This is a genomic window from Acinetobacter nosocomialis (genome assembly GCF_041021905.1).
GTDB lineage: Bacteria > Pseudomonadota > Gammaproteobacteria > Pseudomonadales > Moraxellaceae > Acinetobacter > Acinetobacter nosocomialis.
Window position 1 is genome coordinate 3,486,816 of sequence record NZ_CP157432.1, and the last position, 15,427, is coordinate 3,502,242.

The 15,427-nt window shown below is 39.6% G+C and carries 11 protein-coding genes and 4 tRNA genes; 6 read left to right on the plus strand and 9 right to left on the minus strand.

The window, feature by feature from the left end; translation table 11 throughout:
* Window positions 1–65 precede the first annotated feature (65 nt).
* The gene (locus ABLC00_RS16245) at window positions 66–707 is read right to left on the minus strand and encodes a fumarylacetoacetate hydrolase family protein (RefSeq protein ID WP_006582611.1); all 642 of its coding nucleotides are present in this window, start codon (window positions 705–707) and stop codon (window positions 66–68) included.
* Between the two features lie 39 nt (window positions 708–746).
* Window positions 747–1,244: a YcxB family protein gene (locus ABLC00_RS16250; protein ID WP_004711841.1), complete on the minus strand. Its 498-nt coding sequence runs from the start codon at window positions 1,242–1,244 to the stop codon at window positions 747–749.
* Between the two features lie 223 nt (window positions 1,245–1,467).
* On the opposite strand from ABLC00_RS16250, the gene ABLC00_RS16255 reads away from it, so the two are divergent.
* The gene (locus ABLC00_RS16255; RefSeq protein ID WP_006582610.1) at window positions 1,468–2,160 is read left to right on the plus strand and encodes a nitroreductase family protein; all 693 of its coding nucleotides are present in this window, start codon (window positions 1,468–1,470) and stop codon (window positions 2,158–2,160) included.
* 118 nt (window positions 2,161–2,278) lie between these two features.
* On the opposite strand, the gene ABLC00_RS16260 is transcribed toward ABLC00_RS16255, so the two are convergent.
* A tRNA-Arg gene (locus ABLC00_RS16260) sits at window positions 2,279–2,355 on the minus strand.
* A 592-nt stretch (window positions 2,356–2,947) separates the two neighbouring features.
* Here ABLC00_RS16260 and ABLC00_RS16265 point away from each other — a divergent pair.
* Window positions 2,948–5,671 (plus strand): hypothetical protein, encoded by a 2,724-nt coding sequence (locus tag ABLC00_RS16265; protein ID WP_032066787.1) that lies wholly within the window; start codon window positions 2,948–2,950, stop codon window positions 5,669–5,671.
* A gap of 69 nt (window positions 5,672–5,740) precedes the next feature.
* Here the strand turns inward: ABLC00_RS16265 and ABLC00_RS16270 are convergent, their stop codons facing one another.
* The 4 genes from ABLC00_RS16270 to ABLC00_RS16285 all read right to left on the minus strand — a co-directional run bounded on the left by ABLC00_RS16270 (window position 5,741) and on the right by ABLC00_RS16285 (window position 6,735).
* The gene (locus tag ABLC00_RS16270; RefSeq protein ID WP_002049730.1) at window positions 5,741–6,334 is read right to left on the minus strand and encodes an HAD family hydrolase; all 594 of its coding nucleotides are present in this window, start codon (window positions 6,332–6,334) and stop codon (window positions 5,741–5,743) included.
* Between the two features lie 107 nt (window positions 6,335–6,441).
* A tRNA-Arg gene (locus ABLC00_RS16275) sits at window positions 6,442–6,518 on the minus strand.
* 39 nt (window positions 6,519–6,557) lie between these two features.
* A tRNA-Arg gene (locus ABLC00_RS16280) sits at window positions 6,558–6,634 on the minus strand.
* A gap of 10 nt (window positions 6,635–6,644) precedes the next feature.
* Window positions 6,645–6,735, minus strand: a tRNA-Ser gene (locus ABLC00_RS16285).
* 261 nt (window positions 6,736–6,996) lie between these two features.
* Here ABLC00_RS16285 and rnr point away from each other — a divergent pair.
* The 4 genes from rnr to ABLC00_RS16305 all read left to right on the plus strand — a co-directional run bounded on the left by rnr (window position 6,997) and on the right by ABLC00_RS16305 (window position 12,295).
* On the plus strand, window positions 6,997–9,414 hold the full coding sequence (gene rnr, locus ABLC00_RS16290; protein ID WP_006582607.1) for a ribonuclease R: 2,418 nt from the start codon (window positions 6,997–6,999) through the stop codon (window positions 9,412–9,414).
* A gap of 133 nt (window positions 9,415–9,547) precedes the next feature.
* Window positions 9,548–11,602 carry a M3 family metallopeptidase gene (locus ABLC00_RS16295; protein ID WP_006582606.1) on the plus strand — a complete coding sequence of 685 codons (2,055 nt, stop codon included), beginning with the start codon at window positions 9,548–9,550 and terminating at the stop codon, window positions 11,600–11,602.
* Between the two features lie 40 nt (window positions 11,603–11,642).
* The gene (locus tag ABLC00_RS16300; RefSeq protein ID WP_000745518.1) at window positions 11,643–11,852 is read left to right on the plus strand and encodes a YheV family putative zinc ribbon protein; all 210 of its coding nucleotides are present in this window, start codon (window positions 11,643–11,645) and stop codon (window positions 11,850–11,852) included.
* 11 nt (window positions 11,853–11,863) lie between these two features.
* Window positions 11,864–12,295, plus strand: coding sequence for a hypothetical protein (locus ABLC00_RS16305; RefSeq protein WP_006582605.1), 432 nt, complete (start codon window positions 11,864–11,866; stop codon window positions 12,293–12,295).
* A gap of 147 nt (window positions 12,296–12,442) precedes the next feature.
* Here the strand turns inward: ABLC00_RS16305 and ABLC00_RS16310 are convergent, their stop codons facing one another.
* Window positions 12,443–14,638 (minus strand): TRAP transporter large permease subunit, encoded by a 2,196-nt coding sequence (locus ABLC00_RS16310; RefSeq protein WP_006582604.1) that lies wholly within the window; start codon window positions 14,636–14,638, stop codon window positions 12,443–12,445.
* 187 nt (window positions 14,639–14,825) lie between these two features.
* Entirely contained in the window at window positions 14,826–15,392 is a 567-nt protein-coding gene (gene rrtA / locus ABLC00_RS16315) for a rhombosortase (protein ID WP_004711824.1), read from the minus strand.
* Window positions 15,393–15,427 lie beyond the last annotated feature (35 nt).

A 15,427-nucleotide genomic window follows, 5' to 3' on the forward strand; every position in this document is an offset into this window, starting at 1 on the left:
AGTATAATAAAAAACCCTATTATCTGTTTAATAATAGGGTTCAAAACTTAGTGAGGTAAATCAAATTATGCTTTCACAAAGGTTTCCCAAATAAAATCCTGAGTCGCACCTTTCAAAGTCATTTTTAACTGATCACCAGCATGTAATGGTCCTACACCCGCTGGCGTGCCAGTCATAATGACATCGCCCGGTTCAAGTGAGAACACCTGATTAATATCTGTTAATAGATAAGCTATATTAAACATGAGTAAGGCGGTATTACCATCTTGACGCAGTTCATCATTAATATGGAAAGTAAATTTAGTTTCTTCCCAATTCGTAATTTCACTTACATCTACCCAGTCCGCAAGTACGCATGAGCCATCAAATGCTTTTGCTCTTTCCCAAGGTTGACCTTTATCTTTTAATTCATTTTGTAAGTCACGTAATGTTAAATCCAATCCTAAAGTCACTGCACCAATGGCCTGCAATACTTTTTGCGGATCGGTTTCTCCTTTTAGTGGCTGATCAATACGTAAAACAAACTCACATTCGAAATGACAGCTACCCCAAGCAGGATTCCATGAAATACCTTCATCTAAACCAATCAAACTACTTGGAGGCTTGATAAACAATACTGGTCGTCCCGGCATTGCATTGTTCAGCTCTTTTACATGATCAGCATAACTTCTGCCCACACAAACGATTTTTGAAGGACGTGTTTTCATGAGGCTTCCTTTATTGTTGCGGCTAATAATTCCAATAACTTACTTCTTGAATGTATTTTCAAATATAGTTTGATCTGAAGCTTGAGCAAAGGCACGTTTCGGTACAATAATGACCGTTTTATTTTTTAACTCAAGCATATAAGTTAGTTTACCTTTGGCAAAAGTCTGTACATCACCATACTGTACAACTTGTTTACGGCCAGCGGCATAAAGCTCAAAGTAATCTTGGTATAAATCGATCCCCTGCTCGCTCTTACCAAATTGATAACGAACAAATTGACGTTTAAACATCATAGGTAAAAGCCAATAGCGCATTAAACCTTGCATAATCAGGAAAAAAATACCCAAAGCAACATAGTAACGACCAACGCCTGATAAGCCTAAATAAAAACCCCAAATAACAATTGCAATACTAATAACAGGGGTTAAAAAACGTGTGAATTGTTTCTTTCCGAATGTCACCAAGCCAAACCCGTCTTGAGACTCTTCTAAATTTAAATAATAACGTAAAGATAAAGCGCTTTTTTGCTCGGTCATCACTATGTATCAATATTGAATAAATCGAAACTATTAGAGCATATTCATCTACGCTTTAAAATGAATCAAAAGTGATTTTTTATTTTTGCTCGAACTATAAAGCCTTCACTCATACAAGCTGCTTACTCGTTTCATATATAGAACGTAGATTCATATTTTTAAGGCTTATTCAATATCTTTAAATTTATAAAATACTTCTATTGTCTCTTTAGTGGAATACGTCATGTCTTTCTTTGCAAAACTATTTGGCTTAAATCAAAAAACGACAGCTCAAGAAGATGTGGCTTTAAAAGCAGCTCAAGAGCTAGAGCCTTCAAATGCAGTTTCTTTCTTAGAACTCATTAAGAACCGCCGCTCTATTTATGCAATTGGAAATAACTTAAGCCAATCAAATGATGAAATTGAAAAGTTAATTCAAGAAGCAATCCGTCACAGCCCTTCTGCTTTTAACTCTCAATCATCTCGCGCTGTCATTTTATTTGGACAATCACATCATAAATTCTGGGATACAGTTCTTGAAGTTTTAAAAAGTATTGTTCCAGCTGAAGCTGTATCTGGAACAGAACAAAAAATTCAAAGTTTTGCTGCTGGTGCAGGCACAGTTTTGTTTTATGAAGATCAGAACGTGGTTAAAGGTTTACAAGAACAGTTTGCAGCTTATGCTGATAATTTCCCAATCTGGTCGGAGCATTCAACAGCAATCGCACAATTTGCGGTCTGGAACATTTTAACTGAACAAGGTATTGGCGCTTCATTGCAACACTACAACCCAATTATTGATGAAAAAATTAATGTTTTATTTAATATTCCATCTGAATGGAAGCTAAGAGCTCAGTTAGTTTTTGGTTCTATTGAAGCTAAAGCTGGTGAAAAAACCTTTATTGATGATGAAAGTCGTTTTAAAACATTCGGATAATAGTTTTTTTTGAATTTAGAACTTTTTAAAGCTGGTCGCCATGTGCACCAGCTTTTTTTATTAGAATCCATATAAAATAGGCACAAAAAAACCGCTATATAGCGGTTAATTCTTCAAGTGGTGCGCTCAGAGAGATTCGAACTCCCGACCCCTTAGTTCGTAGCCAAGTGCTCTATCCAGCTGAGCTATGAGCGCGTACTTGATGGAGGGCATTATACGCAGTTTTTTCATTTTAGAAAGACCTTTTTCATCTTTTTGTCATCAAGCGTCTAGTTCTTAGCCATAATAAAATACCTCAGTAACATAGCTGTCCAAAAAAGGATTGTTTGCCCATAAAATGTATTTGAAATATTTTTTTGCAATTAAAGTTTTCTGTCTTCATCTATCCAATTTGGGCATTTTGGCCAAATTGACAGAAATAAAAGCCTAGCTTTTTAGTCAGGATTATATAAATAATATATTTCTACTTATGCAAAAGTATTTTTATAAATAAAATTATTTAGCATTAATAATTATAAAAAATAATAATAAAATGAGAGAAACATACATTCATCCTCAAACTATATATTATAAAAAAAATTATTATTTTTATGTCTAAATCAGAATGAATAACTAATTGTCAAAATATTATAAGTATCAAATTATTTGAGTAGAAATATGCATTGACACTTTTTGAGATCTACCCAATACTAAATTTTAATTATTGAGAAACATATCTCAATAATTGCCTAACGCAATAAATAAATACTTACTTAAAAATACATAAATATACAGGAAATAGACCATCATGTTCTTACTGAAAAATCTCGTATCTTCGATAACAAAAGTTACTCAGGACCTGGGTAATGTTGTATCGGTGAATCCTGTTGTAAACACAGGTTCTCCTGTTAATGTAAACGTTTCTGACATAAATATTGCTAATGGAAATGTTTCAACATCAGGCTTACTCTCTAATGTACTTTCAACTGTAACCAATACAGTCTCGCATGCTACAACAGGATTAGTTTCTGATGTAGTGGGTACCGTAACTGGTACTGCAGGCTCAACAAATCCATTAGGAACCATAACCAATGTGGTAGGTGGTTTAACTGGTGGCGTGACTGGCGGTAGCCCTGTTGGTGGATTAACCAACGTTATTGGTGGTGTAACTGGCGCTATTGGCGGTGTAACTGGTGGTGCTACTGGTAGCAATCCTGTTGGTACCGTGACCGATATTATTGGCGGTGTCACTGGTGGTGTAGTCGGAGGCGGAACTTCTCCACTGGCACCAGTTGTTAACGTCGTACAAAGCGGTATTGACGTGCTACAAGGTGTCGAAAGTCTAAAAACCAGCATTATTAATACAGGCATTAATACTGTTGCGGACACTGTAGTTGGCGTACTTCCTCAAACTGAACATCCTGTTACTGATATTGCTCACCTCGGTACATTAACTTTTGAAACTTCTCGCGATACTGTAAATGGTGCTTTAGAAACAGTTTCTCATTTAGTAGGTGGTGACATCCAAGGAGCTACCCAATCTGCAACAGGTATTCTTGGAACACTTGTTCATAATGGTTCAACTGCAACTGGTATTTTAACTGACATTCTTGGTGGTGTAACTGGCGCTATCGGTGGTGTAACTGGTGGTACTACTGGTGGCAACCCGCTTGGTACTGTGACTGACATTATCGGTGGGGTAACTGGTGCTATCGGCGGTGTTACTGGTGGCGCTACTGGCGGCAACCCGCTTGGTACTGTGACTGACATCATCGGTGGTGTGACAGGTGCTATTGGCGGTGTTACTGGTGGCGCTACTGGCGGTAATCCTCTTGGTACTGTGACTGACATCATCGGTGGTGTAACTGGTGCTATTGGCGGTGTAACTGGTGGCGCTACTGGTGGCAACCCGCTTGGTACTGTAACTGACATTATTGGTGGTGTAACGGGCGCTATCGGCGGTGTTACTGGTGGCGCTACTGGCGGTAATCCTCTTGGTACTGTGACTGACATTATCGGTGGTGTAACGGGCGGGATTATTGGTGGTGGTACATCTCCTATTTCCCCAGTTGTTGATGCCGTTCAAAGTGGTATTGATGTTCTTCAAGGTGTGGAAAGTTTAAAAACTAGCATTATTAATACAGGCATTAATACTGTTGCGGACACTGTAGTTGGCGTACTTCCTCAAACTGAACACCCTGTTACTGATATTGCTCACCTCGGTACATTAACTTTTGAAACTTCTCGCGATACTGTAAATGGTGCGCTTGAAGTTGTATCTGATTTAGTGGGCGGCAATATCCAAGGTGCAACTGATCATGCAACTGGTATTGTAAACACTCTCGTTTCAAATGGCACAACTGCGACTGGCATTTTAACCGACATTCTTGGTGGCGTAACTGGTGCTATTGGTGGTGTTACTGGTGGTACCACTGGCGGTAACCCGCTTGGTACTGTGACTGATATCATCGGTGGTTTAACTGGTGGTACCACTGGCGGTAACCCGCTTGGTACTGTGACTGATATCATCGGTGGTTTAACTGGTGGCGCTACTGGCGGTAACCCGCTTGGTACTGTGACTGATATCATCGGTGGTTTAACTGGTGGTGTTACTGGCGGTAACCCGCTTGGCACTGTGACTGACATTATCGGTGGTGTGACGGGCGGTGTTACTGGCGGTAATCCTCTTAGTACTGTGACTGATATCATCGGTGGTTTAACTGGTGGCGCTACTGGCGGTAACCCGCTTGGTACTGTGACTGATATCATCGGTGGTGTAACGGGCGGGATTATTGGTGGTGGTACATCTCCTATTTCCCCAGTTGTTGATGCCGTTCAAAGTGGTATTGATGTTCTTCAAGGTGTGGAAAGTTTAAAAACTAGCATTATTAATACAGGCATTAATACTGTTGCGGACACTGTAGTTGGCGTACTTCCTCAAACTGAACACCCTGTTACTGATATTGCTCACCTCGGTACATTAACTTTTGAAACTTCTCGCGATACTGTAAATGGTGCGCTTGAAGTTGTATCTGATTTAGTTGGCGGCAATATCCAAGGTGCAACTGATCATGCGACTGGTATTGTCAACACTCTCGTTTCAAATGGCACAACTGCGACTGGCATTTTAACCGACATTCTTGGTGGCGTAACTGGTGCTATTGGTGGTGTTACTGGTGGTACCACTGGCGGTAACCCGCTTGGTACTGTAACTGATATCATCGGTGGTTTAACTGGTGGTGTTACTGGTGGTAACCCTCTTGGCACAGTTACCGATATTATTGGTGGTGTGACTGGGGGCACAGCTGGCAGCAACCCTATCGGTGTCGTAACAGATATCGTAGGTAGCTTAACTGGTGGCGTAACTGGTACAGGTGGCACAGATGTTATTTCTAACTTATTAGGTGGAGTAACTGGTAACTTAGGCGGAGTAACTTCTACAGTATCTAACGCAACAGACACGGTTCATACTTTAGTACCTCAGTCACTACTTACTGACCACTTCTTAAATATCTCTGTACATACTGTTTAATAATTTTCAAGAAAGCCACTGATAAAGTGGCTTTCTTTTTTAAATATATTTTTAAATATTAATTAATAATTAATTCATCTCTTGCCATCTATAATATTTCTTATGTGCTAGCTCCAACATTGCATAATCATTAGGAGTATCTCCATAAGCATAAATTGTAGAATATTGGGTTAGGTCATATTTATTTTTTATTCTATTTACTTTTTCTAAATAACCACAATCACCATTAATAAAATTACCCGTTAAAATACCATTATCTATTTCAAGTTGATTACAGATAACATCCAAACCTAAAGACTGACACCAACTTTCTAAATAAACACCCAATGAAGCGGATACCACAACAACCTGATCTCCTTGCTGTTTATGCCAGTGAATACGTTCTAAAGCATTTTCACGAATACAGGTAGGAATTACCGTTTTAGCAAACTCTTGTCCCATATATTTTAGAGAGTTTGCATCATAGCCTATATATCCCACCTGACAGAGCTTAGTTCGTATGGTTTTATCCGTTACCCATCCGAACTTATATCCTGCAATATAAGGCGCAAGCCGAAGACCACCTAATATTTGAGTTTTTCTACTCAAAGAGAATTTAAGAAATAAACTAAAAGTATCGTTATGAGTGATCGTGCCATCAAAGTCAAATAAAGCCAGATTCATTTATCATTATCTCTAATATAATTAAAAAGTTATAAATTTAGATTTTTAAAATTTTACTAAATAACAGGCACAAAAAAACCGCTATAAAAGCGGTTAATTCTTCAAGTTGGTGCGCTCAGAGAGATTCGAACTCCCGACCCCTTAGTTCGTAGCCAAGTGCTCTATCCAGCTGAGCTATGAGCGCGTAACTTGTGTGCTTTTCAGCGATTTGTTCTGTTTTACTTGGTGCGCTCAGAGAGATTCGAACTCCCGACCCCTTAGTTCGTAGCCAAGTGCTCTATCCAGCTGAGCTATGAGCGCATTAAGTAAATGGCGGTGAGAGAGGGATTCGAACCCTCGATACCAGTAATAGGTATGCTTCCTTAGCAGGGAAGTGATTTCAGCCACTCATCCACCTCACCGGAACGAGCCGCCATAATACAAACTAAAACCTTATTATTCAAGTCATCATACTGAAATTTTCTTATTTTTTCGTTCAATGAATTATTTTTTAAGCAATTTCCTTATTATTTTCGTCTTTTTCGATCAAACGCTTGTTAAGATAGATATTATTTCTTCATTAAAATACATTAGCGCATAACACATTATTGCAAACCTAAACGTGCAGTTCGGGTCTGCATGACTTATGCTAAACTTATCTGCCAAGCGTGAAACCAAAAGACATGACAAAAAACTGGGCTGATCCCGAAGCGAAAGCTGAAGCTGAACGTTATGACAATCCTATTCCAAGCCGTACTCTAATATTAGATACGTTGGAACAATTGCAAACGCCGCAATCTCATGCAGAACTTGTTGACCATTTTCATATTCAAGACCAAAAAAGTATCGAAGCTTTAAGCCATCGCTTAAGTGCAATGGTTCGTGATGGCCAAATCATGAAAGAAGGGTTCAAGTTTCAGTTAGTGGCAGACCAACCAACCTATGAAGCCACTGTCTATATTAATAGTAAAGGTTTAGGCACTGCACATATTGATGGCCAAGATGATCTTTTGCTTCCTGAGCGCGAGTTACGTTTAGTCTTTAACGGCGATCGCGTCCGAGTTCGGCAGACCTCAGTAGACCGAAAAGGTAAACCGTGGGGTTTCATTACCGAGGTTCTCCAACACCGTGTAAAACAGTTAATTGGTAAATTGTCGATACACGAGGGTGAATACTTTATTCAACCCAATAATCCAAATCAGCATCAACCTATCCCATTAGAAAAAGAATTAGTTGCACATGCCAAAGCAAATGTTGGCGATATGCTTCGTGTTGCTATCGATACCTATCCAACCCGCGAAGAGTTTGCTACGGCGCATATTATTCAATCTATGGCCGATAAAGCGGATACAGAAATTATTATCCCACAAACCATTCTTGAGTTTGGCTTGCCTTATGAATTCCCAGATGAAGTTATAAAAGAAGCAGAAAGTTTTAAGGAACCTTCTGCACAAGACCGTGAAGGTCGAGTTGATTTAAGAGATTTAGCACTCGTCACAATCGATGGTGAAGATGCTCGAGATTTCGATGATGCTGTGTATGCAGAAAAACGTCCTGGGGGCGGTTATCGCGTTGTTGTAGCAATTGCTGATGTAAGCCACTATGTACGCCTAGGCTCGGCACTAAATGAAGAAGCAGAAGAACGTGGTACTTCAGTTTACTTCCCTCATTTTGTTTTACCAATGCTACCAGAAGCATTATCAAATGGATTGTGCTCACTTAACCCACACGTAGATCGTTTATGTATGGTCTGTGACTTGAAGCTCTCACGTACGGGCCGCGTAACTGGTTATGAGTTTTATCCATCGGTAATGCATTCAAAAGCGCGTTTGACCTATACACAGGTGGCGCAATACTTTGACGGTGCAACTGACGCAATTCCAAAAGATCGTGATATTCACAAATCGCTAAATACGCTTTTCCAGCTTTATCAGATTTTGAAAAATTTACGTGCTGATCGTCATGCAATGGAGTTTGAAACCATTGAAACGTACATGACTTTTGATGAGCTGGGCGGAATTAAAGAAATTTTGCCACGTACACGTAATGAAGCACACAAACTGATTGAAGAATGTATGTTGCTTGCTAACGTTGCTGCGGCTGAATATGCATTAGAACATGATATTCCAATGTTATATCGCGTACACGAAGCGCCTGAGTTCTCACGTATTCAGAAAGTAAAAGACTTTGTAAAACTTCTTGGCTTACCGTTCCCCGACCAACCAACTCAAGCAGATTATCAAAAAGTTATTGAGGCAACTAAAGACCGCATTGATGCGCCAAGCATTCATGCAGTGTTATTACGCTCAATGATGCAAGCTTACTATGGTGCAAAAAATGCCGGTCACTATGGTTTAGCTTATGAAGCTTATACACACTTCACTTCACCAATTCGCCGCTACCCAGATTTATTGTTACATCGTGCCATTAAAGCGCATCTTAAACAAAAGCCTTATCCGCTTTCTGGTGCGGCTTTAGATGATGCTGGTGAACATTTCTCTCAAACAGAACGCCGTGCGGATGAAGCATCTCGCAGCGTAACGACTTGGTTGAAATGCCACTATATGCAGCAACATTTAGGTGATGAGTTCATTGGTATTGTGAGTGCGGTAACTGAATTTGGCCTATTTGTTACTCTTAAAGATCTTTATGTTGATGGCATGATTCACATTAGCCAACTTGGCGATGATTTCTTTATTTACGATCAAGCCAGCCAAAACCTCATTGGACAAAATCGTGGTCAAGTCTTCGGATTAGGCGATGAAGTTAAAATTCAAGTTGCTGGTGTAAATCTAGAAGAGCGTAAAATCGATTTCCAACTCATTAAACAAGTGACTCATGCTGGACGTGTAGTGCGTAGTCGTGCTCCACGCACAACCAAAACTAGCACCCAAGCAACAGAAGAAGTTTTTGGTAAACCGTCTGTATCAACTGATGGTGAAAAACCTGTCCGTAAAAAGAAGGAAAAAGGTAAACCAAGCTCATATAGTAAAAAGTCTGGTAAGAAAACCTCTACAAAAGCAGAGGCTAAACCAGAAAAAGTAAAGAAAAAAGCGAAACCTAAAAAGAAAAAGTCAAACGCCAAGTCTAAGGCTGACTAATTCATAGGTATTTGCATTAATTATGATTAAGCTCCCAAAATGGGGGCTTAATGTTTTTAAAACGTTTATTTTTTAAATTAAGCTTGATTTCCTGCTTAACAATACCTACATCTAATACTATGTTTAAAAAATAATGTGGCTATTAGCAATGACTTTACAGCAAGCGACTCTACCTACTCCCCGCTTTGACCAAATTACATTAGATAATTTAAAACAAGATATTCAACAAGCGATTCAAGCAGGACAAGAGTTCTTAAATACCCTTACGGCTGCACCATCCGAGACAGACCAGCAACTTGCCGTGCTTGAACAAATTGATGCACTTGAAAATAACCTCAGTGAATCATGGGGAGTGTTGTCACATTTAAATGCTGTGATGAACAATGCTGAAACCAGAGAAGTCTATCAATCACTATTACCCGCTTTAAGTGAATATTACACTCAGCTTGGTCAACATACGGCGTTATATCAGACCTATCAACTTATTCATGATGGTCAGAGCTATTCAACGCTAAGCCCTGCGCAACAAAGTGCTATCCGTCTCGCTTTACGTGATTTTAAACTTTCTGGTGTTGCTTTAGAGGGTGAAGAGAAAAAACGTTACGCTGAAATTTCTGCACGTCTTTCACAGCTTTCTTCTGACTTCTCAAACCATGTACTTGATGCGACACAGGCTTATTTTAAACCACTGACAGAAGATCAATTAAAAGGTCTTCCAGAAAGTAATGTTGAGTTATTAAAACAGTACGGCAAACAGCGAGAGCTTGATCAAGCGGTCGCAACTTTAGATTTCCCAGCTTATTTTGCCATTATGACCTATGCCGATGACCGTGCCTTGCGAGAAGAGCTTTATAAAGCTTATGTCACACGTGCATCAGATCAGTCTGAGCAAACAGAATTTGACAACAGCAAAATTATGGAAGAAATCCTGAGTCTTCGCCAAGAGATGGCAAAACTACTCGGTTTTAATAACTATGCTGAATATTCTCTTGCCAGCAAAATGGCTCCCGATGTCAAAACAGTTCATGACTTTTTGGTTGACCTAGCTGAGCATGCACGTACCCCTGCACTTCAGGAAGTTGCCGAACTCCAAGCTATTGCCAAACAAGATGGTATTGATGAGCTTAAACCTTGGGATACCACTTACTATTCCGAAAAGCTTAAACAACAACAGTTCAACTTATCACAGGAAGCTTTAAAACCTTACTTTCCTGCACCAAAAGTGATTCAGGGATTATTCCAGATCGTGCAGCGTTTATATGGTATTAACATCGTTGAACGTGAAGCTCCTGTTTGGCATCCAGATGCACGTTATTTTGAGTTAGAAGATCAAGGTGAAGTTGTTGGCGGTTTCTTCTTTGATTTATATGCACGTACAGGGAAACGAGGCGGTGCATGGATGAGTGGTTTCCGCTCACGTATGCAAACTGTTCATGGTTTACAAAAACCAATTTGCTATATGGTGTGTAACTTCACTCCACCTGTAGGTAACCAACCAGCCTTACTCACCCATGATGAAGTCATCACCTTATTCCACGAGTTTGGTCATGGCTTACACCATATGCTTACTGAAGTAGATAATATCTCGGTTGCAGGTACTCACGGCGTTGCTTGGGATGCAGTTGAGTTACCAAGTCAGTTTATGGAATTCTGGTCATGGGATAAAGAAAGTCTTGATGTTTTAAGTGAGCATATTGAGAGCAAGCAGACCTTACCCCAAGAGTTACTTGATGCTTTATTAAATGCACGTTTCTTCCAGTCTGGTATGCAAACTTTACGTCAGCTAGAATTTGCCTTATTTGACTTAACTATTCATACCAAAACACCTGCGTTAAATAGTGAGCAAATTCAACAGACTTTAGATGATATTCGCAAACAGTATGCAGTAGTTCCAACCGTCGACTACAACCGTTTCCAACATAGTTTTAGTCATATTTTTGCAGGTGGCTACGCAGCGGGTTACTACTCTTACAAATGGGCGGAAGTTTTAGCAAGTGATGCCTTTGACCGTTTTGAAAATGAAGGTATTTTCAATACTCAAACAGGTAAAGAATTCCGCCAAGCAATTTTAGCGGTGGGCGGGAAAGATACTGCTCTTGAAGCATTTGTGAATTTCCGCGGTCGTGAGCCAAAAATTGATGCATTGTTACGTCATCAAGGTTGGACGAACGATAACAAAACCGCTTAAACTATGGGCCTAAATTGATCGTGTGGTTAGGGTGATAAAGATGAAGAAACGTTTCATTGCTGGGGCTAAATGTCCAAAATGTGAAGCCATAGATCGGATTGTCATGCTAACCACCGCTGAAGACGAATGGATTGAATGTATCGAATGCGGTTATAGCGAAAATCGTCCGACTCATATTGATGAGCCTGAAACACCTGCTATACCTGATGAAATTGGGGTAATACAGTTCAAGCCTCGTCGTTCTGACTAAAGGTCTTAGACATGACACTACAAAGAAAACAAAACTCAAAACTATTGTGGATTTTAATTGGGGGCTTAAGCATTCTCGTCGTGCTTTTTTTCGCAGCACAATGGTTTTTCAAAAAAACTGAATCGTCAGCGCCAATGGTTGATCCACAACCAGCCTCGGTACCAGTTCCTGAAAAAACTACCAAACCATCTGAAAGCTCTGAACCCGTAGTTCAAACACAAACCGCTAACTCACAGCAACTTGTGAATGAAGATGTGCTCAAGCAACCAATCCCTGCTCAAGAATCTTTAGCTAAAGAAGAAGTGTCTAAACTCAATGACATTCATCAGCAGCTGCAAGATCAGGAAGCAACACTAAAAGCCCAGCATGCCGATGCAGACCAACTCATTAAATTAAAAGAAGAGCAAGTAAAACTCCTTGAAGCTCAGGTTAAACAGCAATAGTATTTATTTAAATCTTATTATGATGCAAAAAGCTAGTTCACTCTGAACTAGCTTTTTTATTTATTAAGAATTTTTATATCAAAATAACTACCACATAAAAAAACACCCTCCTTAAAGAGGGTGTTTTATTGAGCTTACATATTTAGACTATTGGTACCAACCAAATAGTTTGAGTACTAATGGAGCATAAGTGACTAATACCAATGATGAGAACAAAACAATAATTGGTAATAACCAACGTTCATAACGGTAATAGAAACTTGTGTACTTCTCTTTCGCTTCTGCATCGGCAGCATTCACCTCATCATCACCAACGGATAACCGCGTTAATAGATGGTTCAAGGCAACTGGTGGTGTTACATAACCAAATTCGAATGCAACCAATACAATCATCCAGAAGTGAATTGGATGAATACCATTTTCGTAGGCTACAGGTGCAATCGTTGCTGCTACTAAAATTACCGCACCAAATGGATCGGTACACATACCAATAATGGCAAGTAGTAATGCAATAAATGCGAGCGAAATATAAATATTACCCAAATGAGTCGGCAACATTTCAACAATTTCGGTACGCTCGATTAAACCACCCACACTTGCTGACAATGCCATCAAAATAATAAGTGCACCAATATGTCCAACTGTTTCTGATGTTGCAAAACGTAATGCTCCACCAAAACCTAGACGGAACTGTGAACTATGCGGATCGTGTGACTGTAAAAATGGAGATTTTTTCTCATGTTCACGAACAATTGCTTCATGAATATTTAACGCTGGTGCCTCTTTAGGCATAACCATTTTATCGTACAAGATCATCGCAATAAGCACGAGAGGCAGAATCACTGGTGCAGTAAATTCGTTCATTCCTGTATCTAATGCATATTTATAAAATACAAGAACAACTACAGTGATCAAGATGTATGGAATAACAGGTACAAAAGCACGCGCCATACCTGGAAGTGCTACTTTCGGCGAGTTCACGCGGAACTTCTCTTCTGCCAAGAAAAGAGAAACACCCAAGAAAATAAATGCTGTTAGCCAGAAGACATAAATACCATGCCCAAATAATTCATCAGATGTAACATGACGGCTGTCCAACATGGCGATTAAAACCACCAAAAGACAAGGACGCACCACTACACCTAGTGAACCAGACATTGCAGATACAGCGAGTGCATATTGACGGCGAGCACCAGCATTCCAAACTTCTTTATAAATAATCGCACCAGCTGCGATAACGAAAATTCCAGACGCACCCGTATAAGCAGTCGGCACAGCAGCAGCGATTAAAATTAACCAAGTTAAAGTTTCTGGTGCCAGATTCCATGGACGAAGTACGTTTAGGAATAAATCCATAACACGTGTTTGCGTGAGTAACATACCCGCCCAAATAAATAAGGCAAGGTTTAAGAAAATGCCCGAGAATTCTACCAACTGACCTAGGTAAATCCCTTGGCCCATTGGATAATCCATAAAGAACGTAAAAGCTACACCTGTAATCACAGCCATATACGCATACAAAGGTACACATAATAAAGCTAAGCCAATATTGCCACCCTCACGTTTTGGCGCAGGGGAAACAAATAGCTGATAAAGGCTAATTAAGGTCAGAATGACAAACAAGATCATCCATAACCAATAAATAATGATTGTTTCATGAGTTGGAGAAACCCCTGAATTAATCACAGAACGGTACTGGCTAATTACTGACGAACTGAGCAATGCATTACCAAGCAACATAAAGAAGGCATACACTTTGTAGTCCAGCTTTGTTGCAGGGTTACGTAAACCAATATGGTGAAACTTTAACGATGCAGTAATCGCTGAAATCAAAACCATAAAGACCAGCAAAATTGCGCGATTTTCTGTACCAAATTTAAATATACCAAAGAAACCCGTTTCAATCGTACGGTATGTACGTACGCCTGGATGTGCTTCAATATATTTAATGGTTTTATCATAAGCCAAATATTTATCTTCACATTGCTGCTGTGCTGCTAGTAAGGATGCACGGACATCACTTTCTGAAGCTGCACCAAAGAAGCTTGCGAAATCATCAGATGCATTCGCTTTCATTTGCTCTTTTACTTGAGCATCAATATTTGGGTGTCGATCACAAGATGGCTTTTCAGGCTCAGCACGCAAAAACGAATATTGCATGCCTGAAGCAGGGTCACCATAAAGGCGTTCCCCGATACGTAATAATTGTCCGTGGATCATTTCCCCGGTACCAATTATGAGCGTCATTAATAACAAAATGAGGATCACGAATGTTGAGATCCATTCGTTCCATACATAACCCAGCAGACCTAATCCAGATCTTTTTTCTTGATATTCTTGCATAAATATTCCAATTTTGTTCTCTCAAATCCCTCATAACAAAGGCTTTGAGTCATGCAATTTCCTTGGTCAGGGGTATCGTCCATTCCCCTTCTACCAATCCCTTTATTCAACGATCAAATTTGCATCAAACTTTATCAATAAAGAATGACTAAAATCTCTTTTTTAACAGTTTGTATTGTCAATCTTTCTATTTGAATCTTTGTATTAGCCAATAGCATCCTCCAAAGATTGCACCGCCTATCGCCCCATATAAATGAGCTTCAGTTAAAACAGGACTTCCAATCAGCTGTGCTGTGCCTGTTTGACCAAATGTATTTTCCCAAATTAGCTTGGCGATAATTAAACCTAAAACCAGTAATGCAAAATTCCGTTCTTTACGGTATTGCAAATAAACTAAAGCAACAGCCGTATACAGCCCATGGAGCACTCCAGATAGACCGGCATATGCATCGATATAAGGCAAATAAAAATAGAAAACCAAACTAATAAAAGGCGGCAGAAGAAAAAGAAGACTTAAAATATGCCACACTTTGGTATGCGGAAATATGAAGGGCAAACATGCAAATGCCATCATATTTAATAAAAAATGAATCCAGCCGACATGTACCCAGTGTGCTGTCCACAAACGCCAAAATTCACCAAGTAAGCTTTCGCGCCAATAAATAAAATAGTCTGGAAATACCTGCAGACATGCAGAAACAGAAATGCACCCTGCGACCAAAAGCACTTTTTTATTGAGTACATGATCTTTCATAGCACACTCCTTTTAAAACTGAACTCCTTACGATT

Coding starts and splice junctions, on each gene's coding strand:
- rrtA (WP_004711824.1), bottom strand. CDS start 15,392: ATGAAAGATCATGTACTCAATAAAAAAGTGCTTTTGGTCGCAGGGTGC.
- ABLC00_RS16255 (WP_006582610.1), top strand. CDS start 1,468: ATGTCTTTCTTTGCAAAACTATTTGGCTTAAATCAAAAAACGACAGCT.
- rnr (WP_006582607.1), top strand. CDS start 6,997: ATGACAAAAAACTGGGCTGATCCCGAAGCGAAAGCTGAAGCTGAACGT.
- ABLC00_RS16250 (WP_004711841.1), bottom strand. CDS start 1,244: ATGACCGAGCAAAAAAGCGCTTTATCTTTACGTTATTATTTAAATTTA.
- ABLC00_RS16270 (WP_002049730.1), bottom strand. CDS start 6,334: ATGAATCTGGCTTTATTTGACTTTGATGGCACGATCACTCATAACGAT.
- ABLC00_RS16265 (WP_032066787.1), top strand. CDS start 2,948: ATGTTCTTACTGAAAAATCTCGTATCTTCGATAACAAAAGTTACTCAG.
- ABLC00_RS16310 (WP_006582604.1), bottom strand. CDS start 14,638: ATGCAAGAATATCAAGAAAAAAGATCTGGATTAGGTCTGCTGGGTTAT.
- ABLC00_RS16300 (WP_000745518.1), top strand. CDS start 11,643: ATGAAGAAACGTTTCATTGCTGGGGCTAAATGTCCAAAATGTGAAGCC.
- ABLC00_RS16245 (WP_006582611.1), bottom strand. CDS start 707: ATGAAAACACGTCCTTCAAAAATCGTTTGTGTGGGCAGAAGTTATGCT.
- ABLC00_RS16295 (WP_006582606.1), top strand. CDS start 9,548: ATGTGGCTATTAGCAATGACTTTACAGCAAGCGACTCTACCTACTCCC.
- ABLC00_RS16305 (WP_006582605.1), top strand. CDS start 11,864: ATGACACTACAAAGAAAACAAAACTCAAAACTATTGTGGATTTTAATT.